Source organism: Roseovarius sp., from assembly GCF_040219995.1.
Taxonomy (GTDB): Bacteria; Pseudomonadota; Alphaproteobacteria; order Rhodobacterales; family Rhodobacteraceae; genus Roseovarius.
In genome coordinates this window covers 1-26,833 of sequence record NZ_JAVJUC010000046.1, presented here as the reverse complement: position 1 = coordinate 26,833, position 26,833 = coordinate 1, and the positions used below count along the sequence as shown (strand labels likewise).

General features: G+C 59.5%; 23 protein-coding genes and 2 pseudogenes. 13 read left to right on the top strand and 12 right to left on the bottom strand.

Annotated elements, in window-relative coordinates:
- Window positions 1–24: 24 nt before the first annotated feature.
- From RID11_RS19935 to RID11_RS19910, 6 genes are all read right to left on the bottom strand, one after another.
- Window positions 25–1,080 (bottom strand): LacI family DNA-binding transcriptional regulator, encoded by a 1,056-nt coding sequence (locus RID11_RS19935; RefSeq protein WP_350142045.1) that lies wholly within the window; start codon window positions 1,078–1,080, stop codon window positions 25–27.
- A 93-nt stretch (window positions 1,081–1,173) separates the two neighbouring features.
- On the bottom strand, window positions 1,174–2,322 hold the full coding sequence (locus tag RID11_RS19930; RefSeq protein ID WP_350142044.1) for an NADH:flavin oxidoreductase/NADH oxidase: 1,149 nt from the start codon (window positions 2,320–2,322) through the stop codon (window positions 1,174–1,176).
- A 24-nt stretch (window positions 2,323–2,346) separates the two neighbouring features.
- A complete protein-coding gene (locus tag RID11_RS19925) occupies window positions 2,347–3,438 on the bottom strand; it encodes an NADH:flavin oxidoreductase/NADH oxidase (RefSeq protein WP_350142043.1) in 1,092 nt (363 codons plus the stop codon).
- Between the two features lie 64 nt (window positions 3,439–3,502).
- Window positions 3,503–4,663 (bottom strand): iron-containing alcohol dehydrogenase, encoded by a 1,161-nt coding sequence (locus tag RID11_RS19920; protein ID WP_350142042.1) that lies wholly within the window; start codon window positions 4,661–4,663, stop codon window positions 3,503–3,505.
- 72 nt (window positions 4,664–4,735) lie between these two features.
- Window positions 4,736–6,163 (bottom strand): aldehyde dehydrogenase family protein, encoded by a 1,428-nt coding sequence (locus tag RID11_RS19915; RefSeq protein ID WP_350142041.1) that lies wholly within the window; start codon window positions 6,161–6,163, stop codon window positions 4,736–4,738.
- Window positions 6,164–6,179: 16 nt separating this feature from the next.
- Entirely contained in the window at window positions 6,180–7,007 is an 828-nt protein-coding gene (locus RID11_RS19910) for an N-acyl homoserine lactonase family protein (protein ID WP_350142040.1), read from the bottom strand.
- Window positions 7,008–7,669: 662 nt separating this feature from the next.
- Here RID11_RS19910 and RID11_RS19905 point away from each other — a divergent pair.
- The 6 genes from RID11_RS19905 (at window position 7,670) to RID11_RS19880 (ending at window position 13,606) form a co-directional block, all read left to right on the top strand.
- Complete coding sequence (locus RID11_RS19905) at window positions 7,670–9,148, top strand: aldehyde dehydrogenase (protein ID WP_350142039.1); 1,479 nt, start codon at window positions 7,670–7,672, stop codon at window positions 9,146–9,148.
- A 148-nt stretch (window positions 9,149–9,296) separates the two neighbouring features.
- A complete protein-coding gene (locus tag RID11_RS19900; protein ID WP_350142038.1) occupies window positions 9,297–10,325 on the top strand; it encodes a C4-dicarboxylate TRAP transporter substrate-binding protein in 1,029 nt (342 codons plus the stop codon).
- A 122-nt stretch (window positions 10,326–10,447) separates the two neighbouring features.
- Window positions 10,448–10,954, top strand: coding sequence for a TRAP transporter small permease (locus tag RID11_RS19895; RefSeq protein ID WP_350142037.1), 507 nt, complete (start codon window positions 10,448–10,450; stop codon window positions 10,952–10,954).
- Complete coding sequence (locus RID11_RS19890; protein WP_350142036.1) at window positions 10,954–12,264, top strand: TRAP transporter large permease; 1,311 nt, start codon at window positions 10,954–10,956, stop codon at window positions 12,262–12,264. The genes RID11_RS19895 and RID11_RS19890 overlap by 1 nt, the downstream gene beginning before the upstream one ends.
- A 69-nt stretch (window positions 12,265–12,333) precedes the next feature.
- Window positions 12,334–12,666, top strand: a complete 333-nt coding sequence (locus tag RID11_RS19885) for a hypothetical protein (RefSeq protein WP_350142035.1) — start codon at window positions 12,334–12,336, stop codon at window positions 12,664–12,666.
- A 73-nt stretch (window positions 12,667–12,739) separates the two neighbouring features.
- Complete coding sequence (locus tag RID11_RS19880; protein ID WP_350142034.1) at window positions 12,740–13,606, top strand: MBL fold metallo-hydrolase; 867 nt, start codon at window positions 12,740–12,742, stop codon at window positions 13,604–13,606.
- A gap of 164 nt (window positions 13,607–13,770) precedes the next feature.
- Here the strand turns inward: RID11_RS19880 and RID11_RS19875 are convergent, their stop codons facing one another.
- Entirely contained in the window at window positions 13,771–14,694 is a 924-nt protein-coding gene (locus tag RID11_RS19875; RefSeq protein ID WP_350142033.1) for a LysR family transcriptional regulator, read from the bottom strand.
- An 85-nt stretch (window positions 14,695–14,779) separates the two neighbouring features.
- Between RID11_RS19875 and tcuA the strand changes: the two genes are divergently transcribed.
- Complete coding sequence (gene tcuA / locus RID11_RS19870; protein WP_350142032.1) at window positions 14,780–16,174, top strand: FAD-dependent tricarballylate dehydrogenase TcuA; 1,395 nt, start codon at window positions 14,780–14,782, stop codon at window positions 16,172–16,174.
- On the top strand, window positions 16,164–17,225 hold the full coding sequence (gene tcuB, locus RID11_RS19865; RefSeq protein ID WP_350142031.1) for a tricarballylate utilization 4Fe-4S protein TcuB: 1,062 nt from the start codon (window positions 16,164–16,166) through the stop codon (window positions 17,223–17,225). The genes tcuA and tcuB overlap by 11 nt, the downstream gene beginning before the upstream one ends.
- 214 nt (window positions 17,226–17,439) lie before the next feature.
- Here the strand turns inward: tcuB and RID11_RS19860 are convergent, their stop codons facing one another.
- From RID11_RS19860 to RID11_RS19850, 3 genes and pseudogenes are all read right to left on the bottom strand, one after another.
- Window positions 17,440–17,577, bottom strand: coding sequence for a hypothetical protein (locus RID11_RS19860; RefSeq protein ID WP_350142212.1), 138 nt, complete (start codon window positions 17,575–17,577; stop codon window positions 17,440–17,442).
- Window positions 17,561–17,692 (bottom strand): annotated as a pseudogene (locus tag RID11_RS19855) (IS6 family transposase); the annotation flags it as partial. The gene RID11_RS19860 and the pseudogene RID11_RS19855, both read right to left, overlap by 17 nt.
- A 64-nt stretch (window positions 17,693–17,756) precedes the next feature.
- A pseudogene (locus tag RID11_RS19850) lies at window positions 17,757–17,909 on the bottom strand (IS6 family transposase); the annotation flags it as partial.
- A 360-nt stretch (window positions 17,910–18,269) separates the two neighbouring features.
- On the opposite strand from RID11_RS19850, the gene RID11_RS19845 reads away from it, so the two are divergent.
- The 3 genes from RID11_RS19845 to RID11_RS19835 are packed head-to-tail and all read left to right on the top strand — an operon-like array spanning window position 18,270 to window position 21,870.
- Window positions 18,270–20,279 (top strand): hypothetical protein, encoded by a 2,010-nt coding sequence (locus RID11_RS19845; protein WP_350142030.1) that lies wholly within the window; start codon window positions 18,270–18,272, stop codon window positions 20,277–20,279.
- Window positions 20,276–21,112, top strand: coding sequence for a hypothetical protein (locus RID11_RS19840; protein ID WP_350142029.1), 837 nt, complete (start codon window positions 20,276–20,278; stop codon window positions 21,110–21,112). Before RID11_RS19845 ends, RID11_RS19840 begins: the two co-directional genes overlap by 4 nt.
- Window positions 21,109–21,870 carry a DUF6339 family protein gene (locus RID11_RS19835; RefSeq protein ID WP_350142028.1) on the top strand — a complete coding sequence of 254 codons (762 nt, stop codon included), beginning with the start codon at window positions 21,109–21,111 and terminating at the stop codon, window positions 21,868–21,870. Before RID11_RS19840 ends, RID11_RS19835 begins: the two co-directional genes overlap by 4 nt.
- 71 nt (window positions 21,871–21,941) lie before the next feature.
- Here RID11_RS19835 and RID11_RS19830 read toward each other — a convergent pair whose 3' ends face one another.
- Window positions 21,942–23,489: a DNA cytosine methyltransferase gene (locus RID11_RS19830; protein WP_350142027.1), complete on the bottom strand. Its 1,548-nt coding sequence runs from the start codon at window positions 23,487–23,489 to the stop codon at window positions 21,942–21,944.
- 67 nt (window positions 23,490–23,556) lie between these two features.
- Between RID11_RS19830 and RID11_RS19825 the strand changes: the two genes are divergently transcribed.
- Window positions 23,557–24,033 (top strand): very short patch repair endonuclease, encoded by a 477-nt coding sequence (locus tag RID11_RS19825; protein WP_350142026.1) that lies wholly within the window; start codon window positions 23,557–23,559, stop codon window positions 24,031–24,033.
- A 359-nt stretch (window positions 24,034–24,392) separates the two neighbouring features.
- Window positions 24,393–25,706 (top strand): DNA cytosine methyltransferase, encoded by a 1,314-nt coding sequence (locus RID11_RS19820; protein ID WP_350142025.1) that lies wholly within the window; start codon window positions 24,393–24,395, stop codon window positions 25,704–25,706.
- Here RID11_RS19820 and RID11_RS19815 read toward each other — a convergent pair.
- The gene (locus RID11_RS19815) at window positions 25,656–26,495 is read right to left on the bottom strand and encodes a hypothetical protein (protein ID WP_350142024.1); all 840 of its coding nucleotides are present in this window, start codon (window positions 26,493–26,495) and stop codon (window positions 25,656–25,658) included. The genes RID11_RS19820 and RID11_RS19815 overlap by 51 nt on opposite strands.
- Window positions 26,496–26,833 lie beyond the last annotated feature (338 nt).

Genomic DNA, 26,833 nt, shown 5'->3' with positions numbered 1-26,833 from the left:
CATCGCTCTCACACTACCTGCAGATCAGATCCGTCGGACGGAATCGCGCAGGACCAGCTCTGTTGGAATCTCAAATTTCTTCACTTCCAGTTTGCCGTCCGTCCGGCTGATCTGATCCAGCAGGCTGTCCGCCGCCATTTTACCCAGCATATGCGCATCGTAGCGGATCGCGGTGATCGGCGGCGTCAGGATGCGGGCGGTCTCGGTGTCGTTGCTGCAGATTAGAGAAATATCGCCGGGAAAGGTTTTACCCATGCTCTGCAATCCGGAAACGACTCCCGGCAAAAGCCGGACGCCGAGGCAGAGCATCGCCGTGGGTGGATTCTTCTTGCCCATCAGCATCTGGACCTGATGGTAGCCGTATTCGGCATCGAAGCTGTCAAGCCTTAGTAGATCCGGGTCGACATCCAGTTTGCCTGAAGCCATGCCGTCCTCTAGTGCCCGCAGTCGTTCGCGCATCACCAGCGTGCCGCGCCCGCCGGTGATCATTGCGATCCGGCGGTGGCCCATTTCCATTAGATGTTCCACGGCCTGTAGGGTACCACCGTAATGATCGGCGCTTATCGATGTTGCCTCGCCATCCAATGACCGTTCCAGCATGACGAAGGAAATGCCCGAGCGGGAGATCGCTGTGCGCACCTCCTGATTGCTTTCGTCTGTGATTGACAAGATCAGCCCATCGGCGCGTCGGCGGCGGTAAAGATCGATCAAGTCGACCTCTCGCTCCATCCGCCCGTCCGAACTGGACGATACCAGCAGATAACCGCGTGGACCGAACACCTCTTCGGCTCCCTTAGTCATAGTTGCGTAAAGCGGGTTGCGGATATCCGAGAATATGAAGCCGATCATTCGCGAGGCGGAGGACCGAATGTTCTGAGCAGCGATATTCGGCTGCCAGCCCAATTCTTCGATTGCGGTTTGCACGCGGCGGGCCACATCCGCACCGACGCCTGGCACGTCGTTGATTACGCGGGAGACTGTACCGGTGGAGACGCCTGCATGCTGAGCTACGTCGTGTACCGTCAGGCGTTTCTTCCTTATATTGATCTTGTCACCGTCATTATTTTTATCGTTCTCCATGCGTTTCCCCCTTGGCGACCCTGTTTCTTCCGGGCGCTTTTTGGCTATACTGTCAGACCTGTCGATTGTGTAGGTCCGTGCCATGCAAGCGGATCAGACCGAGTCACCTTCAGCCCGGATCGAGCGGGCCCATTTCTCTAGCCACCAACCATAAGGCTGCGGCCAATTCTCGAAACTGAGATCATGCCCCAGTTCCTGCGCCGCGTGCAGCGTCCAGAACGGATCATAAAGGATGCGGCGGCCGATGGCGACAAGATCGGCCTTGCCCTCGGCCAGGATGGCCTCGGCCTGCGTGCCGGTGTGGATCATGCCCACCGCCATGGTTGGGATTTTGGCCTCTGACCGGATCTGGTCGGCAAAGGGCACCTGGTATCCGGGGCCCCGCGCAAGGCTGGAATTGGTCGCGCCGCGCACGAGGTTCCCGCCGGAGGAGCAGTCCACCAGGTCCAAGCCGCGGGCCTTCAGTTTGCGGGCCAGGACGAGGCTGTCCTCCATCGTCCAGCCGCCCTCGATCCAGTCGGTGCAAGACAGGCGTGCCAGAAGCGGCATACCCTCGGGCATCAGCGCGCGAAGGTCCTCGGCGATCTCCAGAGGCAGGCGCATCCGGTTCTCTAGCGTGCCGCCATACTGATCGGTGCGGTGGTTGGCCAGCGGCGTCAGGAAGCTTTGCAGCAGGTAGCCATGCGCCATGTGGATTTCGATCAGATCGAATCCGGCCATGATAGCGCGGCGCGCGGTGTCGCTGAACTGCTTGCGCAGGCGCGCGATGTCCTCAAGCGTCATCTGCCGGGGGGTGGGCCAGCCTTCGGCAAAGGGGAAATTGCTCGGCCCTTCGGGCTGCCATGACTCTTCGCCGCGGGCTATATCGTCTTCGGTCAGTGGGCCGTTGCCCTGCCATGCGCGTTGTGCGCTGGCCTTGCGACCACCATGGCTGATCTGGATGCCTGCACGCGCGCCGTTGGCCTTGACGCCATCCACCAGAGTCTTCATCCCGGGGATCTGGCCGTCATGCCAAAGCCCGAGGCAGCCATTGGTGATCCGGCCTTCGCGGTGCACGGCGGTCTGTTCGACCATCACCAGCGAGGCACCGCCCATGGCGATCTTGTGGTAATGCAGGCGATGGAAGTCGTTCACCTCGCCCTCGTCGGAGATGTACATGGCCATTGGCGACATTACGATACGGTTCTTGAGTTCCAAGTCACGCATTTGGAAGGGCGTGAAAACGTGGGGAATGGTCGACATCTGGGAGGGGTCCTTTCGGAGTTCTTAACGCGGCAGGTTCCGCATCGAGGGATGGCAACGAAGATACTGATCGATGACACGCATTGTGCCCTCGAGTGTCTGACAGGCGTGCCAGGCCCAGCGGGGATTGAACAGCATGCCCCGGCCAATGGCGATAAGGTCGGCATCGCCCTGCACCAGCACGTTGTTGGCCAGTTCCGGTTCCGACAGCATGCCGACGGCGATGGTCGGGATATCCGCCTCGCGCTTGACCTTGGCCGAGAGTGGCACCTGGTAGCCGGGGCCGACGGTGATCGTCTGGTCGGGGGAGGAGCCGCCGCTGGACAGGGCAACGTAATCGCAGCCCGCAGCCTTGAGCGCGCGGGCAAAGATCACGGAATCCTCGACAGTCCATCCGCCCTCGACCCAGTCAGTGCCTGATATCCGCACGCCAAGTGCGCGGTCCTTCGGCCATGCGGCGCGCAGGCGGCGGAAGATTTCCAGCGGATAACGCATCCGCCCCTCGATATTGCCGCCCCACTTGTCGTTGCGGGTGTTGCTAAGTGGAGAAAGGAAGTTGTTCAGGAAATAGCCATGCGCGCAATGCAGCTCGATCAGGTCGAATCCGGCCAGCTTGGCCCGGCGCAGCGCGGCAAGATAGGCTTGGGCGATGTTCTCCAAGTCATCTTCGTCAGGCATGATCGGGGCAACACGGCCCGGGAAGGGGCAATCGCTTGCGCCCCAGATGTCCCAGCCGCCGTCGCTTGGCAGCAGTGCGTCCCCGCCCTGCCAAGGCGGTGCGACCGAGGCCTTGCGCCCGGCATGTGCCAGCTGGATGCCCATCATCGCACCCTTCGGGCGGCGGGCGAAATCAACGATGCGTTTCAGCCCCTCGATATGTGCGTCGTCCCAGATGCCGAGGCAGCGGGGCGATACCCGCCCTTCGGGAAGAACCGCCGTCGCCTCGAGGATGACCAGCGCGGCGCCGCCCACGCTGAGATTGCCGTAGTGCATTAGGTGCCAGTCGGTGGCCTTGCCGTCGCCCTCGGACGAGTATTGTGCCATGGGCGAGACGACAACCCGGTTCGGCAGTTCAAGCGCGCCCAGCGATACCGGTTCGAACAAAAGATCGGTCATGTTTCCTCCTTGGCTGGCCCCGGCGCACACCTTGTCGCGCCGCAGGTTATCCCTCCGGTTGCGCTCAGAGTGCTTCTTTGAACAGGGCAACGAAGTCCTTTTCCGAGGTTAGACGCGGGTTCCACTTGTTGTAACCCGCGCCGATGCAGAGCTTGGCGAGTTCGGGGATGTCCTCCTCTTTCACGCCGATCTCCGACAGGTGGCTCGGGATGCCCAGGTCGTGACAGAGTTCGGTGATCGCCGCTACCGCAGCATTGGCCGCTTCCATCAGGCTCAGGTTCTCGATGTTGCAGCCCATCGCCTGCGCCACGTCGCGGTAGCGCTCGGGGCTGGAGATCATGTTGAACTGCGCCACTACCGGCAGGCAGAGCGCATTCGAGAGCCCGTGCGAGATGTGGTAGCGCGCGCCGATGAAGCGCGCCATGCAGTGGACGTTGCCGAGTCCGGTTTGGCCAAATGCCATCCCAGCCAGGGCCGAGCCGCAGAGCATTTCTAGAGCAGCTTCGGTATTGGCCGGATTGGCCACGTGCTGGCGCAGGTTATGCGAGATCATCCGGATCGCATGCAGCGTGACCGCGTCGCTGAACGGGTTGGAATTGCGCGAGATATAGGATTCGAACGCATGTACGAAGGCGTCGAGGCCCGAATGCGACGCGACATGCGGCGGCAGGCTTTGCAGTGCTTGCGGATCCAGCAGGGCGACCCGCGCCGGGTTTAGCCTTGGGTGGCGGATCGACATCTTCGTGCCGCGCTCTTTGTCGGTGATCACGCAAGAGCCCGACACTTCGGAGCCGGTGCCAGCTGTGGTTGGCATGGCAATCAGTGGCAGCGGGTCGATCGAGAATTTCTCGATCCCCTCGTAATCATGGATGCGCCCGCCATTGGTGCTGACGATCGCGACCGCCTTCGCCACGTCGATGGTGGAGCCACCGCCAATGGCGAGGACCAGCTCCGCCTCCAGCTTTCCGCTGATCTCCAGCGCGTCTGCCACGGAGTGGGCGCCGGGATCGGGCTCGATATCGGTGAAGGTCTCGAAGGTCACGCACCTCTGGGTCAGCATTTCGCGGATATCCTTCACGTAACCGGTTTCGGCCAGAGCGGGGTCGACGACGAGAAGCACCTTGCTGGCGGAGAAATCCGCAAGCAGCTCGGGGATCTGGCGATAGCAGCCATTCCCGAGGATGGTCTTGGTCGGGCAGTAATAGGATGAGGTGGAAAGAAGCATCTGAGATCTATTTCCTTCTGGGCCGCCCATGGCTGTTCACCCAGGCTGCGGTTTAACGGTCATGGGTGGGGTTCACGGGTTCAGGACGATCAGACGTTCAATCGACATCTCGTTGGCGGCGTAGGAGGGGCCCTCCTTGCCGAATCCGCTTTCCTTGACGCCGCCAAACGGCATGAGATCCGCACGCGCCGAGGAGGTTTCGTTGATCTGCACGGTGCCGAAGCGCAGGCACTTCATAGCTAGCATGGCGCGCTGCATGTTGGTGGTGAACACCCCAGCGGCCAGGCCAAAGGGCGTGTCGTTGGCCCCTTTGATCGCCTCTTCAAAATCGGAGAAGCGGCGTAGCACGATCAGCGGCGCGAAGGCCTCTTTGCACCATGCCTGTTCGGTTTCGGGCATGTCGGTAAGGATTGCCGGGTCGATGACGCTGCCGTTCCGAGTGCCGCCGCAATGCAGTTTGGCGCCGGCGGCAACGGCGGACTTGATCCATTCCTCGCCGCGCTTGGCTGCGTCGAGACTGATCAGCGGGCCGCACTTGGTTTCGGGGTTGCGCGGATCGCCGGCAACGATGGTCTTGGCCACTTCTACCAGCTCTTTGAGCACCTGGTCATAGATCGAATCCTGCACGTAGAGCCGCTGCACCGAGGTGCAGACCTGGCCCGCCTTGCGCAGCCCAGCATTGGCGATCTTCGGCACGGCGACCGACAGGTCCGAATCATCGCACACGATGGTGGAGGCAATGGAGCCCAGCTCCATCTGGGTGCGGCGCAGCCCGGCATGGGACTGGATGATACGCCCAACGCGTGTGCTGCCGGTGAAAGTGTAGAAGGCCACGGTCTGGTTCTTCAGCAGCACTTCGCCAAGGCCGCCGCTGCCGTGGATGATCTGCAGGAAGCCCGCGGGCATCCCGGCTTCGACCAGCAGTTCGCCCATGATGTTTGCCGTCACCGGGGTCAGCGAGGAGGGCTTGAGCACGGTCGGGTTGCCCGCCGCGAAGCTCGGGCCGACCTTGTGCAGCACGGTGTTCAGGGGCGAGTTGAAGGGCGTGATCGCGCAAACCACGCCGATCGGGTCACGCACGGTGAAGCCGATGCGGTTTTCCGAGCCGGGGTGTGCGCCGAAGGGCACCACGTGACCTGCAAAATGCTTGGCGGTCTCGGCCGACAGTTCCAGCGTCAGCTTGGCCCGCGACACTTCTGTGCCGGCGTCCATGGTGGTGAAACCGGCCTCGCTAACCATCGCCTCGACCATGCGGTCTCGATAGCCCTCGATTAGCCGCGCGGCGCTGTAGAGCACCTCCGCCCGGGCGTAGGGCGGCGGCGCGCCGGCCTCCAGCGCCTCTTCCGACAGTTTGATGGCGCGGTTGGCAAGTACTTCATCGGCTTTGCACACATGGGCGAAAGTCTCCCCGGAAAACTTGTCCAAGACGGGGAAGCTTTCGGAGGTTTCGATCCATTCGCCGTTGATCAGAAGGGGATACGGACGGTTCGCGTCGTTCATTTTCATTCCTGGATGTTTATTTCGAGGCTAGCGGAGGCAGGGACAGGTCCCAAATGCCCGTGGTTCCCGGAACTTCGGGATATTCGGAGCGCAACTGTGGGTCATGCCCTGGAATAATATGTTCAGGGCTGGGGGCGAGTGCCTGCAGGTATTTCAGCCCATCGAGATATTCCCGCACGTCGACAACCACCGGGTAAGGGTTCTGCAATTCGCCGTTCCGGTAGAAATGCATCGCGTCGGAGGCCAGCACGACTTGGCCGCGCGCGGTGCTGACCTCGACGATCTGCAGGCCGGGCGCATGGCCGCCCACTGGGTGCACTCGCAGGCCCGGCACGATGTTGGTGACGGATTCGGTAAAGCTTGCCCGGTCGGCGTAAAGCGCGCGGATCACGTCGCAGACCTGATCCACGTCATAGGGGCGGCGCAGCGGTTCATGGCACATGGCGCAGCCGGTGGCATGGGCCATCTCTGTCTTGTGGACATGCAGCATCGCACTGGGAAATTCCGGAAGGTTTCCAAGATGATCCCAGTGCATATGGGTGACGATCACGTCGGTCACATCGGTCGGCTTGATGCCAAGGCTGGCCAGTCCGTCGATCGGGCTGCGGATGAAGTTGTGACCCCGCCTGCGGCAGGTTTCCTCGTCGCAGCCGCTGTCGATCAGTACCACCTTGTCGCCGCCCACGGCGACCCACGAGAAGAAATCGAGTGGCATGTCAGTGTCGTGGAAATCGACCGGCGACACGAAGTTATGCGAGGCTGGGCGGTTCGCTGGGCTCTCTGCGTAAAGGATCATAAAGAGCTTGAATTCCGGCGAATTCAGCCCGTTTCTTTCAGAAGTCATGTCTTTCCTCCCTGATCTGTCATCAGCTCACATCTTCCACTACCGAGCCGTCCTTGCCTACCTCTTCGGTATGATCTCGAGCCACGCCAAGTGCGGGGCCGCGCAGAATCTGTAGTGCAGCCATAAAGATGAAACAGTTCATATAATACTCGAAATACCTATTTTTGATATGTGTCAAGTCCCCTTTCTGAAAAACGGCCAGAGGTTCCATAGCTTTGCATCTTACCATCTTAAACCTAATAAATATCATATAATTCAACATTATAATGGTGTTTTTACAGTGCGCAGTTTTTATGCGCATATAGGAGACTCACTCGAGAATAGAAAAGTTCTCAAGCCATGAATGTACTGAATTTTGGGTTGAAACGTTTCAAAAATTACATTACGAGAAGCGTTGTAAGCGTTAATGAGGCCGCAATTACGACAAGAGCAGGGGGGGGGCTTGCAGGCATTTGATCAGATATCGAATCAGCCGTCAGGTGCTGTTTTGCGTAGGTCTCGCATGTGCGCTGTGGTGGGCTGTGCTGGGGTTGCCTTCTTGGGAAATCAGCAGGTGTGGGGTGGGTTCCAAAGTGTAATGACCGCTTGCCATGATGTCTTTTGATCTTGCGCTTCAGGGAAACGAAAGAGTGTCTCGCCGAGATGCAACAAGGAAAGAATAAATGAAGACCTACCAGCTTTTTATTGGGAACGAATTCGTTGACGCGGCCGAAGGCGGCACGTTCGAGACGCTCGATCCGTTCACCGGCGTGCCTTGGGCGCGTGTGCCGCAGGCGACGCAGGCCGACGTGAATCGCGCCGTTGCATCCGCCAAGGCGGCGTTAGACGGCCCTTGGGGCCAGATGTCCGCAAGCGATCGGGGCATGCTGCTTTACAAGGTCGGCGAGCTGATTGACGCGAATGCCGACAAGCTGGCTGAGGTTGAGTGCCGTGACAACGGCAAGCTGAAGAGCGAAGTGATGGGCCAAGTCCGTTATGTCGCCAAGTATTTCTATTACTACGGCGGTCTCGCCGATAAGATCCAAGGCGCGGTCATTCCGAACGACAAGCCCAAGGTGTTCAACTACGTTAAGTACGAGCCGATGGGGGTCGTGGCGAGTATCACGCCGTGGAACTCCTCGCTGCTGCTGACCGCATGGAAGGCAGGACCGGCGCTGGCGGCGGGCAACACGATGATCTGCAAACCGTCCGAGTTCACCCCGGCCTCGCTGCTCGACTTGGCGGAGTTGTTTGTCGAGGCGGGCGTGCCCGCGGGTGTGTTCAACGTGCTGACCGGCTTCGGCGTGGATTGCGGCGATCCGCTGGTGCGTCATCAGGACGTGGCGCGCGTCGCCTTCACCGGCGGCGACGAGGGTGGTCGCAAGGTCTATGCCGCGGCGGCTGCAGGCCTGAAGCCAGTCTCGCTCGAGCTGGGCGGCAAATCACCGAACATCGTGTTCGACGACGCCGATATCGACAACGCGGTGAACGGTGTCATCACCGGTATCTTCTCTGCCGGTGGGCAGACCTGCATGGCCGGCTCGCGCCTGCTGCTGCAGGACAGCATCCATGATAAATTCATCGAGAAGCTGGTCAAAATCACCAGCGCGGCCAAGGTCGGCGATCCATCAGATCCCTCGACCGAGATCGGCCCAGTGGCGACCCTGCCGCAGTTCGAGAAGGTCCTGTCCTATATCGACATCGCCAAGAAGGAAGGCGCGCGCTGCGTCGCCGGGGGCAACCGCCTAACCGGCGAGGCGTATGGCGCCGGTCAGTTCGTCGAGCCGACGATCTTTTCCGATGTCACCAACGACATGCGAATCGCGCAGGAAGAGGTGTTCGGCCCGGTCCTGTCGGTACTGCGCTTCACCGATGAAGACGACGCGTTGCGGATCGCCAACGATATCCGCTTCGGCCTGGCCGCCGGCGTCTGGACCAGCAGCCTGCACCGAGCCATGTACATGACCGAGCGGCTAAAGGCCGGGACGGTCTGGGTGAACAACTACCGTTCGACCAGCTACACCACGCCGTTCGGTGGCTTCAAGCACAGCGGCATCGGCCGTGAAGGCGGTGTCGAGGCGGTGCGCGAATACATGGAGGCTAAGAGCGTCTGGATTTCGACAGAGCTGAAGATGCCCAACCCATTTATCCGGAAGTACTGAGGATCGAGGACACCATCAGCGACATCAACGGTCTAACGGTGCTGGGTCGCGGGAGGAGGCAAGATCTGCCGAGAGCGGCCCGACACAACCCAAAGACCAAACGAAGCAAGTCAACTTTTTAACTCAGAAAGTAACCAAGGAGGAGAACATGATGTACATCAAGCAAATCGCAGGGGCCGCGCTGTGCGCCGTCACTGCAGCCGCAGCGGTACCCGCATCGGCCGAAGATCCGAGCGGCACCTGGCGCTGGGCGCACTTCTCGGCAGAAGCCTGGGGCGCGTCGCAGGCCGACAAGCTGTTCGCGGAAGAACTGGAAAAGCGCACCGATGGTGAACTGAGCACCCGCTTCTACTGGGCCGGCGCCATGGGCAGCGGCACCGAGCTGCTGGAATTGACCGCCAACAAGGCCGTCGACGTAGGCAGCTTCGTGCCTGCCTACTTTCCCGGCCAGATGCCACTCATGAGCCTCGTAAATTCGATCCCGCTGACCTTCATGGATCCGATCGTCGCGATGGAAGTCCAGCAGCAGCTGGCGATGGAAAACCCCTACTTTCAGGAAGAGCTGAAGAACAACAACGTCTATCCAATCCTCTTCCACGGTCTGCCACCCTACCGCCTGCAATGCACGACCCCGGTCCGCAAGATCGAGGATATCGAAGGCCTGCGCGTGCGTACCTTCGGCGAATGGCCCCCGAAAATGTTCGAACAACTGGGTGCCGTTCCGGTGAATATCGGCATGGTCGAAGTCTATGAAGGTTTGCAACGCGGCAGCCTCGATTGCGCCTACCTGTCGATCGAAGGTGCGGGCTTCCTGAAAATTGGCGAAGTCGCGAAATACTGGAGCGACATCAACCTCGGCGCGATCGCGGCCTATTCCAGCTTTGTCTCTTACGACACTTATGAAGGCTGGTCGGACGAGTTCAAGGCGGCTGTTTCTGAAGCCGCCGCCGTGGCTGAAGCCTTTGAAAAAGAAAGCTTTGCACGCTTGGAAGAAGCAACGATGGAAGAAGCGGCCGAACTTGGCGTGGAATTCATCGAGTTCCAGGATATGGACAAGGTCCATGCAGTCGTTCCGAACATGCTTGATGCATGGGCAGAATCCATGTGCGGTATGGAGATGTGCGAAGCTGCTGAAAGCACCGTCGCAGAAATCAGAAGTGTGCTTGGAAACGACTAATGACTTCCGAATCAGCGCCCGACAAGAGCAACGGGCTTAACAACCCGGTCCCGCGAAAACCTCGCGGGACCGGTCCCCTCTGGTTCGTCGAAACCCTAATTGGTTACCTAGTGACGGCCGCGATGATCATGTCGGGCATTTGCATTTTTGTCATTCTCGTTATCGGCGTGATCGACACCGCAGGTAGAGCCTTCTTCAACTCGCCGTTTATCGGCGCGGTTGAAATCAGCGAGGCGCTGCTTGCGGTGGCGATCTTCTCCGCGCTTGCCTACCTGCAACGCACCGGGGGACATGTTGTCGTAGACGTGTTCAGCAATGGCTACGGCCCCCGGCTCAAGAAATTCGCCACATTCGTGATCCTGACCGCGATGCTGGCAGTTCTGGTCTTTCTGCTATGGCGCTCCGGTATCGGGGCGATGACTGCTTGGCGTCACAACGATGTCTCCGCTGGCTTCCTGCGCGTGCCGATCTGGCTCGCGAAGCTCTTTACCACGATCGGCCTTGGCGTCGCCGTGACCGAAGCGGCCAGGGAACTGGTGCGCGCGATCTTCGGCTTTGATCCGCAAGCAAATGGCCCGGTCAGAAACGCGCCGGACCAGGCCCAGAACAATACAATGGAAAATCTGTGATGGATCCGACGTTGATCGCCTTGTGTTCAATCTTTGTCATGCTCGGCTTAATGGCCTTTGGCCTGCCAGTTGCCGTGTCGATGATCCTCGTTTCCGCGTCGGGCATGATGCTGTCCGTCGGCGGAAACTACACGCTTACCACGTTCACGACGCTGCCCTATAGCGTTGCCGGGAATTATACATTTGCCGCTATCCCGATGTTCGTTTTCATGGGGATGTTAGCCGGAGCGACCGGTATCATCAGGGATATCTACCAGGCAGCGAACATGTGGCTCGCGCGCGTGCGTGGCGGGCTCTACATGGCGACGACGATCGCCGCGGCGGCCTTTGGAGCAGTGAACGGCTCCACCATCGTGGGGGCCGCGCTTTTTACCCGGATCGCCCTGCCGGAGATGATCGCCCTTAAGTATGACCGTGGTATAGCGGCGGGCTGTATCATCGGAGCCGGCACTTTCGCCGCAATGATCCCGCCCTCGATCACCATTGTTCTCTATGGTGTTTTGACATCGGAATCCGTGGGCCAGCTTCTGCTGGCCGGGATCATTCCGGGCGTGCTGACCGGCGGCATCTACCTGGCAGGGATCGCCCTGATGGTGCGGGTTCGTCCTCGATGGGCCCCGCCCTCGGTACGCAGCTTCACGATGCGCGAGAAAATCGGCAGCCTGAAGACCGTCTGGCCGATCGGCATCGTGTCCTTCATCGTTGTGGGCGGCATCTATTCGGGGCTTGTATCCCCATCTGCTGCTGGTGCGGTTGGCGCGCTGGCCGTGCTAATCGTCGGGCTGATGCTGCGGCGTCTGCCGGGCGGCGCGATTATGACATGTTTCGCCGACACGGCGGTCATCACCTCGGCGCTGTTCTTCATCGTCATGGGCGGCACCGCCTTCTCGCGGCTTCTGCTGGTGACCGGCTTCGTCGACAACCTGCTGGATTTCGTATCCGCTAGCGGCTTCGAGCCGTGGATGGTCATTGCAGCTTTGGTCCTGGTCTATCTCGTGCTCGGCATGCTGATGGACCCGATCTCGATGATGGTCATGACCGTGCCCATCGTGCACCCGCTGGTCGTCGGCCTCGGCTATGACCCGATCTGGTTTGCCATCATCATGGTCAAGCTGATCGAGCTGTCATGTATGACGCCACCGGTGGGGATAAACATATTCGCGGTGGTGGGATCGTCACAGGGACAGATCAACACCAAGCAGGCTTATTACGGCGTCATCCCCTTCGTGATTATGGAGGTGATGGTTCTGGCGGTGCTGCTAGCGATCCCAGCGCTGACGCTCTATCTTCCCGAGCTGATGATCCGATAATACGTTCCGGCCGCGCCCCTGCGCCGCCGGAACTTTTCCAGACTGCCGCTTCCAACGCGAGGATTTGCCATGCCCAACGTCACTATTTTTGCACCCGAAGCCACGCTTGCGCAGTCCGATGAGACATATGAAATCTTCCTTGCAACCTGCAATTCGCTGTGCATCGATCTGATCCGCGCGGAGCCGGACAAGGTCCACGTGATCTTCATCCAGACGGGAAAGCACGCCATCGGCAACCCCGGTTATATTGAGGTCAAGCTGCGCTCCGGCGGGCATCGCACGCCACAGCTGATGGGCGAGTTTATGGAGAAGCTGGAGGTTGCCTTTGGCACGGCGTTTGGTGCCAAGGTCCGCATCCGCTGCTTTGCCTACGAGGGTAAACACATATTCGCTCGCCACTGATCCGAAAAGACATCACAAGACAGGGTCTGAGCCGCAGGGAGGCGCGGTGGGGACCTATCGAGGGCAGAAAGATATGCAACAGGTTCCAAGTATCTATCATCACCAAGTGGGTGAGATCACCGTCACCGCGATCTGCGACGGGTATCTCGACACCAATTATGAGATATTCCACGGCATCACGCCGGAAGAGGGCGATGCGCATATGAGGTCCGCTTACCTTCAATCGCCGCCACGTATCTCGGTCAATTCCTACCTCGTACGCAGCAAGGGGCGCATCGCGCTGATCGAAGCCGGAGCAGGGCACACGATGGGCGCGACGCTGGGATTTCTGCCGGCGCATCTGGCCGCCGCCGGTGTTAACATCAATGATATCGAGACCGTGCTGTTGACCCATATGCACCCCGACCATTCCAACGGTCTGACCGATGCGGACGGCAGCCGCGTCTTCCCGGCTTCGGAGATCGCGCTAGCAGATGCGGAGATGCGCCACTGGCAGGACGATTCCGCGATGGCCGCCGCGCCTGAGCGCAAGAGGGAGCGGTATTTCCGCGCGGCGCGCGAGCAGCTGAGGGCCTATGGCGACCAGCTCAGGCCCTTCACGGGCACAGGCGAGGTTTTCCCTGGTATCACGCCGGTGCCCTCCGCCGGCCACACTCCGGGGCATACGGCCTATCTCGTCGCCGACGGGGACGACTCGCTGCTGATCTGGGGCGACACGGTGCATGTGCCGCACATCCAGATCCGCTTTCCGCATGTGACGCTGGATTTCGACAGTGATGAGGCTGCCGCTGCTGCGATGCGCCGCCGCCTTCTAGAAATCGCAGTTACAGAGGAGACCTTGGTCGGTGGCATGCATCTCGACTTCCCGGGCTTCGGTCATATCGGGCGAGAGGATGACGGCTACCGCTTCTTCGCCGCGCCCTGGAACCCGATTCTCTGACTGGCGCAACAGCGCAGCCTCCGCCTCCCGGGCGGCATTGAAGGCGCGCGACGCGTCATGCAGCCTAGGAAAGTGGCGGGCCCGGGGCGTGGCCGCCGACGCTGGGAATTGTGCGCTCGCCGTGCGTAACATTCAAGTTCCCGGCGAGCGTGTCGGCGTTTGGGTCAGACCTCAGCCCAACGGTGCGCCTCGGGAACGATTAGATCGCGCAGCCGGGCAGCGGCGGGAGGAATGGCGCCGTTACGGCGGTAGACAAGCCCGATTCTCCGTGCCACGGCGGGGGAGCTGAGCGGGCGGATCGCAAGGCGCGAACCATCGGCCACCGGCACCGCCGACAAGGGCAGGGCGGCAACGCCCAGCCCAGCGCGCACCAGTTCCAGCGCGGTGGAGGTTCGGGGTACCTCGTAACTCCAGAATAGGGACAGAGCCTCCGGCGCGAGCGCGCGGTCAATCAACGCGCGGTTGCCGCTGCCTTGGCTCGGCAGAATCAGCCGCTGGCCGGACAGCGCCCCCCATTTCAGCGCGCCGGAGGCTTGGGCTAGCGGATGATCGGGGGGCACGACCAGCACTACGCGGTCTTCGAAGAATGGCTCGAACAGCAACGCCCCGTCCGGCGCGGCCCAAGAGGAGACGCCGAAATCAGCCTGTCCGTCCTCTACCGCCTCGGCCACCTCGTTCGCCAGAAGGTCGAGGATGCGCACCCGTGCCTCGTTTCGCCCGGCGGAGAATAGCCCCACCGCTGGGATCACCACCCGCGCGATCGTGCTTGGCACTGCCGCGACAGTGACTATGGCCCGGTTCTGAAAGCTGAACTCGGCCGTGTCATCCTTCATCTCGCGCATCGTCTCCCGCGCTTCGTCCACCAGCCCTTGCGCGCGGGAGCGCAGGCGCTTGGCGGCGAGAGTCATCCGGACGGAGCGCGTGGTGCGGTCGAACAGCTGCGCGCCGAGCGTCTCCTCCAGCTTTCGGATCCGCCGGGTGAGGGCAGATTGCGATACTCCAAGATGTGCCGCCGCCACCACGAAGGAGCCGGTTTCGGACAAGACTAGGAAGGCCTCAAGATCGGCGAAATCGAAATTTATGCGCATGGCGGCATAATCCTACATTCATTTGCATTTATCAATCGAGATCGGGAGCGATAATATAACACGTACAGTCCTAAGGAGCATGCGAATGGGCCAGCAAGACAAGCGCCACGACATCGCGATCATCGGGGGGGGGAACGCCGCGCTTTGTGCCGCGATCACAGCCGCCGAGGCGGGTGCGAAGGTCATCATCCTCGAAACCGCGCCGAAAGACTACCGAGGCGGCAACTCCCGCCACACGCGGAACTTCCGCTGCAAGCACGAAGGCCCGCTTTCGGTGCTGGTCGACTGCTATAGCGAAGAGGAATATTTCGACGACCTTTTGCAGGTGACCGGTGGCCAGACCGACGAAAATCTGGCCCGCATGGTCATTCGCCGGTCCGAGGAATGCCTGCCTTGGATGGAGGCCCATGGCGTCCATTTTCAGCCTTCCCTGTCTGGCACCCTGTCGCTTGCCCGTACGAACGCCTTCTTTATGGGCGGGGGAAAATCGTTGGTGAACGCTTATTACCGCACTGCCGAGTCGCTTGGGGTAGAGGTGCGTTATAACGCGCCGGTAACCCATGTAAAACTCGACGGCAGACGCGTGACCCGGGTGGATTATGAGCTCGACGGAGAGCAGCGCAGCATCGTGCCGCGCGCGGTCATCGTCGCCTCCGGCGGCTTCCAGGCGGATATCGACTGGCTCGCCGATGCCTGGGGCCCGCCCGCCCGCAACTTCCTGATCCGCGGCACGCCCTATAACCGGGGCACCGTGCTGCGCGACCTGCTGGATCAGGGCGTTTCCTCGGTCGGAGACCCAACCCAGTGCCACGCGGTCGCCATCGACGGGCGCGCGCCGAAATATGATGGTGGCATTGTCACCCGGCTTGACTGCGTGCCGTTTTCCGTCGTGGTTAACAAGAACGGCCAGCGTTTCTATGACGAGGGCGAGGATGTATGGCCCAAGCGCTACGCTATCTGGGGGCGTCTCGTCGCGGCACAGCCCGATCAGGTCGGCTATGCGATCATCGACGCAAAGTCCCTCAAGTTGTTCATGCCATCGGTTTTCCCGCCCATCAAGGCCGATAGCCTGCCGGAACTGGCAGAGAAAATAGGCCTGCCCGCCAAGGAATTCATGGCCACGGTCGAGGAATTCAACGCCGCCTGTGGCGATGCGACCAACTTCCAGCCGATGGAAAAGGACGGCGTGGCCACCAGTGGCATCGAACCGGCCAAGACCAACTGGGCAAGGCCGATTACCGAAGCGCCTTTCTACGGCTACAGCCTGCGCACCGGCGTGACATTCACCTATCTCGGACTGAAGGTTGACGAGAAGGCGCAGTGCCGGACCGAGAGCGGTTCGATCGAAAACCTCTGGGCGGCTGGCGAGACCATGGCCGGATCGATCTTGGGCAAGGGATACCTTGCCGGGTTCGGAATGAGCATCGGCACCGTGTTTGGACGAATCGCGGGCGCGGAGGCCGCAAACCATGTACGATAATCCCCTCGAAGAAGTCGGCCGCCAGGCCCAGATCTGCAACGCCTGCCGCTATTGCGAAGGGTATTGCGCCGTGTTTCCGGCGATGCATGCAGAACGCGCCTTTGCCGAGGCCGACCTCGTCCAGCTCGCCAATCTCTGCCACAATTGCCAAAACTGCTATTCGGCTTGCCAGTACACCGCCCCGCACGAGTTCGAACTGAACCTGCCCGGCGTTTTGGCTGAACTGCGGCAGGAAAGCTGGGAAGAGGCGGCATTCCCCGCCGCGCTCGGCCGGGCCTTCCACCGGTCTGGCACAATGCTGGCACTGGCGCTGATCGTTGGCATCTCCCTGCTGTTCCTGACCGCGCGCAACCTGCCGGGCGGTGGCGAAGGTTTCTATGCCGTGCTGTCGCACAACGCAATGGTGGCGATCTTCCTGCCCGCCTTTATCCTGCCGCTGCTGGCGCTGGGCATCTCCCTGCGGCGCTACTGGAAACGGATTGGCGGCGCGCCGATTCGCCTGTCGCATCTGAAGGACGCCTTCGGCTCTGCTGCGACCATGCGCAACCTTGCGGGCGGGCATGGCGATGGCTGCAATTTCCAGGACGAGGATCGTTTCTCCCACGCACGGCGGGCGATGCACCAAGCGGTGATGTACGGCTTCCTACTGTGCTTCGCCTCCACCTCTGTCGCGACGATCATGCACTATGTCTTCAGCATGCCTGCGCCCTATGGCTTCTTTTCCCTGCCGAAACTCTTCGGCGTCACTGGGGGCATCCTGCTCTGCCTTGGCACGCTGGGTCTGCTGCGCTTGAAGACCATGTCCCGGCCGGAACTTCAGGCCCCGAACGTGCGCGGCGGCGAGTTTGGCTTTATCCTGCTGCTCTTCACGGTCAGCGCCTCCGGCCTGCTGCTCTACGCGCTTGGCAAGACCCCCGCGCTGGAACCGCTGCTGGCGCTGCACTTGGGCGCTGTTCTGACCTTCTTCGTGCTGACTCCCTATTCCAAAATGGCCCACGGGTTCTTCCGCCTCGCAGCCCTGGTGCGCGATGCGCAGCGAAAGCTGGGATAGGTAAAGAGGTGCCGTCATTTTTTGATGGCGTGGCTGAGTCGCTCCGGTTTCATCGGGTTCGAGTAACAGCGCATCCGCTGGACCCGAGCCTTGCGCATCTCGGAGGCGAATAGTAGGCGCATAGGTATCCAGCGGATGCTTCCACTCGCTCTCCTTTGGCACTGCCTTCACTAGCGGCGAACCGATCAAATGTTTCAGTTAGAGCGCGTTGCGTTCAATCGGTTTCATAGCCTGCGGCCTTGAAGAAGTTGTAGCACTCTTCCTCAGTGAAGAGATCGCAGACATTGCCAACGCCCCGCCAAAGGTCATCGTATGTCCGTGCGGCGGCCCGCCGGATCAACGCCTCCTTCATGGAGCAAATCCTCGACGTTCCGCAATGAAAGCGGAAATCTGACATACAGCATGACTGCCAGGCGGATGATCACGCGGCTTGTTTTGAAGTACTTGAATGGATCGCGTTTTGTCATCCGGGCAGGCTAGGGCGGCGCCAATTGTGTCTCAACCCGGTTTCCTCTGACAATGCCATCAATAGCGCACCGTTTCATGACAGACGTCGATGTCCAGTTCATGGAGCAAATCCTCGACGTTCCGCAATGAAAGCGGAAACCTGACATACAGCAGGACTGCCAGGCGGATGATCTCGCGGCTGGTTTTGAGGTACTTGAATGGATCGCGTTTTGTCATCCGGGCAGGCTAGGGCGGCGCCAATTGCGTCTCAACCCGGTTTCCTCTGACAATGCCCAATAACGATTTTCGCGCCGATCTGCATCAGACTGGACAGCGCCAACGGTGAAACCTCGAGGTCGCGCAGCCCACGCACATAAGCAACATTTTTGAAATGTTGGCGCTCTGTTGCAACATACGCGTAATATTGCTATATCAGCGACATGAAGGATAAGCGAGAGAGCTTCGTGAGGCTAGCAGAGGGCCGTGTGAACCGGGCCCTCAAGGACATTCGGCTGATTGGAAATTTGTCAAATCGGTCCGCCTATAGCTACTCCGATGAGGACGTGAAGAAGATCTTTCGGACCCTGCAGCGGGAGCTTGAGCTGGCTCGATCACGCTTCGGCGATGGCGACAGCAGCGGTTCCGGCGATTTCAGGCTTTAGGCAAAGCCCTTTCAAGGACAGCGATGGAAGGAAGGCTTCGAAGATGGTTGAACCAGTTTTGAAATTCTTGCCCAACGAAGCAGGAGAGAAGCAAGGACTCGGAGACGCTGGAATTGAGACCTTTCGTGACGCGCCCTATGCCAGCTGCGCCAGGGAAGCTGGACAGAACAGTCGCGACGCAGCCACAGGTCTACCCGATCATCCTGTCAGGATGTCCTTCAATGTCTTGCACCTCGATCACTCGAGCTTTCCGTCCCATGACATCCTGAAAGACACAATCGCGGCCTGCAGCGCCGAGGCGAAGCGAGACCGTGAACGTGAGTTCTTCTCCAATGCATCCAAGGTGATAGGCACAAAGCACATACCAGTGCTCGAAATAGCCGATCACAACACGACCGGCCTGGTTGGTCCGCCTGATGAGGAAGAGACCCCGTTCCATTCGCTTGTCAAGGCTTCCGGGGTTACTGCGAAGGACACCGTCGACTCGGGTGGTTCGTTCGGGATCGGGAAAAATGCGTCCTTTGCAGTGTCGGACCTTCAGACCGTATTTTACGCTACGACTTACAAGGGCGAAGATGGCGAGGCCTTCGCCGCTCAAGGCAAGGTAAAGCTGGTGTCTCACACGAGCACCGAGGGCATCAAGCACAGGGCTACGGGCTATTGGGGTGATCCTCACGGATTTCGAGCTGTGACGGATCGCACCCTGGTACCTGACTGGATGAGGCGCAACGAGATCGGCACATCGATCTTTTGCATGGGCTTTCGCGCGGCTGAAGACTGGGCGGAACGCATGACGTATTCGCTTGTCTCGAATTTCTTTTGCGCCGTTCATTGCGAGCAAATGGTGTTCGAAGTTGACGACGGCAGGATCAACATTAACCGAAACACACTCGAGGGCCTGTTCTCGAAGCAAGACATCATCGATGCAGCTGAACGCACAGGTCACCAAGCTGATCTGACCTTCGCAGGACAGCTCTATCGTTGTCTCGTCTCAGATAATGCGGAAGAACAAACCCTTACTATTCCAAAGCTTGGCAAGGTGCGCGTCAGAGTGCTGATCGAAGAGGGCATGCCTTGCCGCGTAGGATTCATACGAAATGGGATGCTGATAACCGACAATCTCCAGCACTTCGGGCATCCTCTCCAACAATTCCGCGGATCTCGCGACTTCATTGTTATGGTGGAACCGGATGATCTTGAAGCCGGTGTGACGTTGAAGAGGCTTGAGAACCCGGCGCATGACGGCTTCTCGGCGGAACGGCTTCCCGACGCCGCCAAACGTGCAGATGCTGCAACAGCCATGAAGCGCCTTGGCAAGGAACTCAGGGAGATCATCAAGTCAACGACTGGCGTGAAGCATGAGGGCTCGGTGGTCTTGGACGAGCTGGGGCGTTTTTTCGCGGAAACCGGCAAGGCTGCCACACCCGACGATCCGAACGCCGAGCACGATCCTGAGCGATATACCTACGAGTCCACTCGACGAAAATCAAAGTCTCGCAAGGCATCAAGCCCTGCCGGAGGTGAGCGCGGCGGTCGCAGCCAGACCGGGACAGGGTCCGGTGGCAAAGGCGGTGGTAGCGGCTCCGGAACCGGTCGCGGCACGGGCGGTCGTGGCACGGCAGGAGACCGCGAGCCGGTTGTTCTCCGCGATGTGCGTAACCTGATCCGTTCAGACGGTTCCGGAGCAGCTACATCCCGTGAGATTCATTTCACTCCGGAGGCCTCAGGACCGATCGAATTGACGGTCCAGGCCACGGGTGTGAACGCACCCGAGGGCCTGAACGTGACGGCTGCTGACGCAGGCACTCCGGGTTCGGGCGTTCTCACTGTCGATGTAAAGGACGGGGAAAGGTGCAAGGTGACCGTTTCATTCGATGAACCATACGATGGCCCGATCGAATTGATCGCCGTGAGTCGCGCAGAAGCCGAGGAAACGCCGGCATGAGGTTCTCGGAAGAAACGCGCTATCCGCATCCGGTCCTCGCGCACGACACAGGGGATTTCACCGCATGTGAATTCGACATGACTTTCATCCTCAGCGAAAACATCGCAACGGGGGCGCTCTCCATTCAGCACGAGACCACCCTGACGGAACCCGGGATCCGACAACTCGTCGAAACAGGCAAGGCGTCAGTGGGCTGCTTCGTACGCTGCGCGGATACGTATCATACTGAACTCCGCACTCTGGCATGGCCCAACGGCCGCACCGACTTCGCTGCCGGAGTTCTGCTGAACAGGGTGTCCTTGCGACCGATCGTCTGGTTGAACGACACGCTGGCTGGCTGGGATCCTGGAACCATTCACCCAGAGTTTTCACCGCCGGTGGATCTGGGCCGCGGGGATATTATCGCGATTGGAGAAGAGCACATTATCTCTGTCGGTCAAGCCAAGCTTGCTCCCATTGAAAGCATCTTCGAACTGGACCGCTCGCCGGACATTCCGGAAGGGACGTTACAGGTTGAGCTGGAGAGGGACCGAATCACCATTCTCGCTGGAGAGAAGACGCACGAAACCATCATGCTTTTGCGCGAGCAGAAGGCCGGAAAACCTGTGGTGATGAACTCGGTATACCTTCCAGCAGTGATGGAAGTCCTGGATGCGCTGCAAAATGGAGCGGATCAATACGAGTCATATCGATGGCATGCTCCGTTCGCGGCCCGCTGCGATGCCCGAGGCGTTGATCCCAAGACGGATACATCGATCCTCGAGAGCGCTCAGAAACTTCTCGATGGTCCTGCAAGCGGACTGGAGCAGTTGGTAGTGGAGGCAGATAGATGACGGTATTGCCGCTGAGGTATCTTTCGGAAAAGAAGCTTTCCGAGCTCAAGGAGAGCATCGTGACCAACCGTGACCGGTACGAGGCCGGCGATTTCCTTGATCTCGAGCATGACAACGGCTGGGCTGTCGAGACCAGCAATGTTCAGGTTGATCATGACCTGCTGGCGACTCTAGATGGTACAGCGAGGACGGCAGCCGCCGACGTGGACAACTCCCTGATCCTGTTTCAGGCTCTTCCCGGTATGACGCCTGCTCTCGCGCGGGAGGAGCGTGTCTGGGCCAGGCTGACGCACATCGAGTGCCTTGGCTATGCGCGCGACAGGTGGCTCTCGGGGAACAGCGGTGAGCCGCTCGACGCCCAGGTCAGGATCCACATGTTTGCTCAAGGTCTTACTGCGATCCGCGACGACAATGCACTATCCCGCCTTTGGTGGAACATGCACATCGCCAGTATCGCAGATCCGGATGATCCCGAAGGCGCGTTGCGACTCATCCTGAAGACCGCGGATATCCGTAGCAACTTTGTCGAACGCACGAACACTGCCGCTCGAAGACCCCTTGCAAGAGCCGTTGTCCGCGCCATGCGCAAAAACACTTGGGTTACCTCCAGCGAGCGATCATTCAGAGAGTTCATGATTGCTTTGAACCGAGACGGTGGTGGAATTCTGTTCGAGGCGTTGTCTGACGACGAGGCTGATGATCTCATTGACATCTGTGCGACCCGAGCGAAGGCACACTTGGCGCAGAAGGCAGTTTGAGGCGACCAACTTCCTAGAGCTCTGCCCCGCGCACGAGGAAACTTGGAGGCTTGCGAGACCGCAGGACTCCTTTAGCCTGGGCTTTCGCGTGCCAGAAGCTTGTGGAGCAAGGTCGCGATCTGCCTCGCAAGAAATGGCGGCACTGCGTTTCCGACCTGGACATACTGCTGGGTCCGGTTCCCTAGAAACAGGTAGTCGTCGGGAAAGGTCTGCAGACGAGCCGCCTCGCGCACGGTCAGGCTGCGGCACTGCATAGGATCAGGATGGATGAAATAATGTCCATCCTTGGAGATATGGCTGGTTACTGTAGTCGCGGGTGCATCGGCCAACTGGACTCGAAATCGGTCGTTGAAGACGCCGCTGTGCCAGTTCCGATGATCCGGGCTAAGCGCGAGGGGAAAATCGGCGGCCTTCGGGCTGTAGCCGCGCACTGCCCCGAACACAGCGGCGAACAGGTACCGTCCCAGATCCGAGGCCATGTGTCCGCGCGTCTCATGTTGGGCAATAGCACGCAGGTTCGGCCGCTCTAGCCACCGCAGCAGTTCATTGTTCGAGGTGCCATAGCCATCCGGCAGGCATGACGCCGTCCGACGGCTCGGCGCGTCCAACTTCACTCGCTTGGAAACGGATGAAAACGCCTCCCTAAGCGGGCCGTCCTCCTTGCCCTTATGTATGCTCGCCAGGAGTTTCGCCGCTTCGACAACCGCGTTTCGCCAAGCCGATGGATCGTCTCGACCACGACTGATGCCGCTGCGCAGGTCCGGCATAGTTCCGATCACGTCACTGACCGTTCGCTTCAGGCCCGAGGCGGCAATCCCGGCATGCGCAGCCTTGTCCGCAAGGTCAGACCGAATTCCGACGATGATCACCCTGTGGCGTCGTTGCGGGACCCCGAAATCCTCAGCGCGCACGATAAAATCAGACGGTCGCGCCGCCTCTTGCAGGCTGGCTTTTCCATCTTCCACCCGGACTGCCAGCAGATCGTAGTGATGACCTTGGCCCGTACCAAGCGAGGACAGGTCCTCCATCAGCATCTCGAAGACAAGTCGGCTTTCAACAGACGAGGACAGAATGCCCTTGACGTTTTCCATCACGAAAGCGGCGGGCCGAAGCCTGTCGAGCACGCGGATGTACTCTCGGAACAGGTAATGCCGCTCATCCTCTTCAGGCACATAGCCGATCTTGCCCTTGGCCCGCGCGCGCCCGACCAGGGAATAAGCCTGACAGGGTGGTCCGCCGATCAGAATCGTATCGTCATGGTTTTTGCGCAGCTGTGCGATGGCACCGTCAATCGCCGTCGCAGCTGCCTCAGTGCCGAGTTCGAGTGCACGAGCCTCATCAATGGCAAGCTGCCAAGCTTCAGCGTCGACTGCTGACCAATCAGGCTCGGGGACAAGCCCCGCATGGAAATCGATGAACTGATCAGGCAAGGAACCGTGCCGCGCGTGGTATTCACGCATGAACGCGCGCAGCGTCAAGGTGCGATGGGCCGATGCCTCCTTCTCGACCGAGATGGCGATCCGGAACGGCGCATGTCCATCCTCGACGAGGGAGGCAAAGCCCTCGCCAAGTCCGCCTGGACCGGCGAAAAGATCGACAATGCCGAAAGTGGCTGACAAATCAGACTCCTGACGAAACGTGTTCGGTCGGTGTATACTAGGTTGCAGATCGAAGACCAGGGTGCACGTGACCGATATCGTAGACAAACAGACCCGCTCCCGGATGATGGCCGGGATCAAGGGGAAGGACACGAAGCCCGAACTGGTGCTGCGGCGGGCACTTCATGCGCGCGGCTTCCGTTACAGGCTGCATTCGAAGACGGTCCCCGGGCGGCCTGACCTCGTGCTTTCAAAACATCGGGCTATCGTCTTCGTGCATGGCTGCTTCTGGCATCGCCATGAGGGGTGTCGCTACACAACCACTCCATCGACGCGTCCAGAGTTCTGGCAGGCGAAGTTCGACGCGAATGTCGCGCGGGACAGGTCGGTGCACGATCAGCTGCTTGATGCTGGCTGGCGTGTGGCAACGGTCTGGGAGTGCGCGCTCAGGAGACCGGAGCAGACTGAATTCGCAGCCAATCTCTTGGCCGTCTGGCTCCGAAGCAGTGCAGCTGAAATCCAAATCGGGAATGCAGATGTGATCGCCGGCGAAAATGCAGAATGAGGTGCTTCAAGCTGATTGAAATTCCGATCCCAGTTCCAAGTTGCCGAAGGAGACTGGAGTCGAAGTGTCCGTCGTCAGACATTCCGGCACAGACGCGACTGACGTCCAACTGATCAGTGCCGTGCCGTCTCAGGCCTCCATCGCCACGGGGCACGGTGGTTTCTCCGCCGTGTATCGCGCCAACTGGGGCCACAACAGCTTCTTGCGGAACACGACGGATCCGTACGCCCGTGGGCAGTGCGACTTACGGGATATCGACGGCGCGGTTTGTCTCGTCGAAGTGCTCCTTAAACACCAGGTTTCGCTGGTCAAATCGGACATGCATCGATATGTTGTGTAAAAACGACAGGGGGCAAGACATGTCAAGACCGATTGGAGTCGATCTATTTTCCGGCGCGGGCGGAATGAGTCTCGGCTTTGAACAAGCAGGGTTCGACGTGATCGCGGCGATCGAGCTCGACCCGGTCCATGCCGCGGTTCATAAGTACAACTTCCCGCTCTGTGCTGTAATCCCGCAGTCCGTCACGGACGTGTCCGGACACGATATCCGTGCGGCGGCGCAGATCGGCGACCGGCCGGTAGACGTCGTATTTGGCGGTGCTCCTTGCCAAGGTTTTTCGCTTATCGGGCAGCGCGCCCTAGACGACCCTCGAAACTCTCTGGTCAAGGATTTTGTGCGTATCGTCAAAGAATTGGACGCTGCCTACTTCGTATTCGAGAACGTAAAAGGCCTGACTGTCGGAAAACACCGAAAGTTTCTTTTCGAGTTGATCGAAGAATTTGAGGCTCTAGGCTACGACATTCAGAAGGACTGGCGCGTTCTTAATGCCGCCGATTATGGCGTTCCACAAGACAGGCAACGTTTGATCCTGATGGGAGCCAAGAAAGGCCGAACAGTTCCTATTTACCCGCAAGTAATCTCGAAGCGACCAACTTGCGAGGACGCCTTGGGCGACCTGCCTGACGCTGAGACATTCGATGAATTGCGTTTGTCCGATGCAGTAGAGACAACCGCCTTCGGTGAGCCAAGCGCGTATGCACAGCCGCTGAGAGGCATCGGAAATGACGCTTGGGGATATGGCTACCCGCGCAACTGGAACCCGAATTTACTGTCGTCGAGCGCAAGGACTGAACACACTGATATTTCCCGCCGGCGGTTTCGCGAAACGGAGCAAGGAAGGGTGGAACCGATCTCGCGCTTTTTTAGGCTACCATCAGATGGGGTGTCCAACACCCTACGTGCAGGGACAGATTCTGCTCGCGGAGCGTTTACCAGCCCGCGTCCGATCCATTATGCCTATGCCCGCTGCATAACGGTTCGCGAGATGGCCCGCCTTCATGGATTTCCAGACTGGTTCCGCCTAAACGCAACAAAATGGCATGGGGCAAGGCAGATCGGAAACGCCGTTCCACCGCCGCTGGCTAGGGCCGTCGCAACTTCCGTCATTAAGGCTCTCGGCGTTCGCCGCACGCGGCCAACAGGGGCCATCGATCTCGGCGACGAAGCGCTGCTCTCAATGGGCAATATGGAGGCAGCGGCGTACTTCAAGGTAAGAAATCCTATCGGGCGGAGAAATATGAAAAGCAACGCCAAGAAACGCAAGCAGGCAGAGATAGAGGCCTCAGATACCCTTCACGGCGGGATACAGCTTGTAGATGGCGTCACTGGCTAGTATTAGATCCTCCAATCTTGAAGCATCTGCGCGTTTCACAGCTTGGAATTCTGTCAGATAGAATCCAACCCCCTTGATGGTGCGTAATCCTATCGGAATTACCGTCTCGACCTCAGCTTCCGCAAAGGCCGCTTGTACTTGATTGATGATCTGGCTTGGGATTAGCGGATCCTTGTCCTGTTTCGCCTCGCAAGTCACTAAAACCGATTCAGGGTTCTTCACATCACCGGTCTTACCAAGAAACAGCGCGTCGATTTCAGTCGAGCGAAGCTTGATGCCCATTTGGAGATGGGTTAGCTCCAATAATGGGTACGCCGGTGCCACTGCGAAATGCGTTTCGACGACGCGTAAATTGATAGCTGTCTGGATCAACCAAGTTTCGTCGGAGCGTCCTAGAGTCTTGGTGACAAGAGGAATACTAATCGACTGAACGGGAAAGTCTGGAGCTTCCGAGCGAACCTTGAACGCATCGGGAAACGGCTCTGTTTGGCCCTGGCGATAGGGAATGAACTCGAAACACTCTCCATCGCTTGTCCTTTGAATGCCTGTGAAACGCTTCGCTGCCACGAAAGAAGGCCAGTTTTTCGACGCGTTTGCGCCGCGCAGAAGATCCTTCATGAAATTGGCTGGGTTCCTGTCGCTCAGAGTGGTTCCATGGACGTCATTGCACTCACGGATAGCCTGCGCGACGTCGTCGAGGCTCATGAGGCTTCTATCGAGCTTGCCATTTGAAGCGTTCCAATGCTTCATGAACAGGTGTTCGATGATCTTGGTCTTCTGTGACGCCATTGTTCATCGTCTCCGTTATGATGAGACCTGAACTTCCACCGTCCATCATTGCACAACCAAACAATAACTTTCGCATCGATCTTGTCTATAGCGATACGTACGCCTATGCACCGGAGAAACCTTACTATCGTGCCTTTTCCGTCATTGCCAGCATGATGCGAGCAGGCTTTTGGATCCGCTGCAAGGCTCATGGGCGGCTGACCTGCCACTGAACTTTCATCCAGCCGGAACCGGAGCCCTTTGGTTTGATACGCCGATTGGCGCAGGTGGAGCAACCGACATCCGTGCGGAGCTTTCAGATGGCGCAGCGCGGGTGTCGGTTGCGGTGGTGAGGTGTT

Coding starts and splice junctions, on each gene's coding strand:
- RID11_RS19935 (WP_350142045.1), bottom strand. CDS start 1,080: ATGGAGAACGATAAAAATAATGACGGTGACAAGATCAATATAAGGAAG.
- RID11_RS19930 (WP_350142044.1), bottom strand. CDS start 2,322: ATGTCGACCATTCCCCACGTTTTCACGCCCTTCCAAATGCGTGACTTG.
- RID11_RS19925 (WP_350142043.1), bottom strand. CDS start 3,438: ATGACCGATCTTTTGTTCGAACCGGTATCGCTGGGCGCGCTTGAACTG.
- RID11_RS19920 (WP_350142042.1), bottom strand. CDS start 4,663: ATGCTTCTTTCCACCTCATCCTATTACTGCCCGACCAAGACCATCCTC.
- RID11_RS19915 (WP_350142041.1), bottom strand. CDS start 6,163: ATGAACGACGCGAACCGTCCGTATCCCCTTCTGATCAACGGCGAATGG.
- RID11_RS19910 (WP_350142040.1), bottom strand. CDS start 7,007: ATGACTTCTGAAAGAAACGGGCTGAATTCGCCGGAATTCAAGCTCTTT.
- RID11_RS19905 (WP_350142039.1), top strand. CDS start 7,670: ATGAAGACCTACCAGCTTTTTATTGGGAACGAATTCGTTGACGCGGCC.
- RID11_RS19900 (WP_350142038.1), top strand. CDS start 9,297: ATGATGTACATCAAGCAAATCGCAGGGGCCGCGCTGTGCGCCGTCACT.
- RID11_RS19895 (WP_350142037.1), top strand. CDS start 10,448: ATGATCATGTCGGGCATTTGCATTTTTGTCATTCTCGTTATCGGCGTG.
- RID11_RS19890 (WP_350142036.1), top strand. CDS start 10,954: ATGGATCCGACGTTGATCGCCTTGTGTTCAATCTTTGTCATGCTCGGC.
- RID11_RS19885 (WP_350142035.1), top strand. CDS start 12,334: ATGCCCAACGTCACTATTTTTGCACCCGAAGCCACGCTTGCGCAGTCC.
- RID11_RS19880 (WP_350142034.1), top strand. CDS start 12,740: ATGCAACAGGTTCCAAGTATCTATCATCACCAAGTGGGTGAGATCACC.
- RID11_RS19875 (WP_350142033.1), bottom strand. CDS start 14,694: ATGCGCATAAATTTCGATTTCGCCGATCTTGAGGCCTTCCTAGTCTTG.
- tcuA (WP_350142032.1), top strand. CDS start 14,780: ATGGGCCAGCAAGACAAGCGCCACGACATCGCGATCATCGGGGGGGGG.
- tcuB (WP_350142031.1), top strand. CDS start 16,164: ATGTACGATAATCCCCTCGAAGAAGTCGGCCGCCAGGCCCAGATCTGC.
- RID11_RS19860 (WP_350142212.1), bottom strand. CDS start 17,577: ATGAAGGAGGCGTTGATCCGGCGGGCCGCCGCACGGACATACGATGAC.
- RID11_RS19840 (WP_350142029.1), top strand. CDS start 20,276: ATGAGGTTCTCGGAAGAAACGCGCTATCCGCATCCGGTCCTCGCGCAC.
- RID11_RS19835 (WP_350142028.1), top strand. CDS start 21,109: ATGACGGTATTGCCGCTGAGGTATCTTTCGGAAAAGAAGCTTTCCGAG.
- RID11_RS19820 (WP_350142025.1), top strand. CDS start 24,393: ATGTCAAGACCGATTGGAGTCGATCTATTTTCCGGCGCGGGCGGAATG.
- RID11_RS19815 (WP_350142024.1), bottom strand. CDS start 26,495: ATGGCGTCACAGAAGACCAAGATCATCGAACACCTGTTCATGAAGCAT.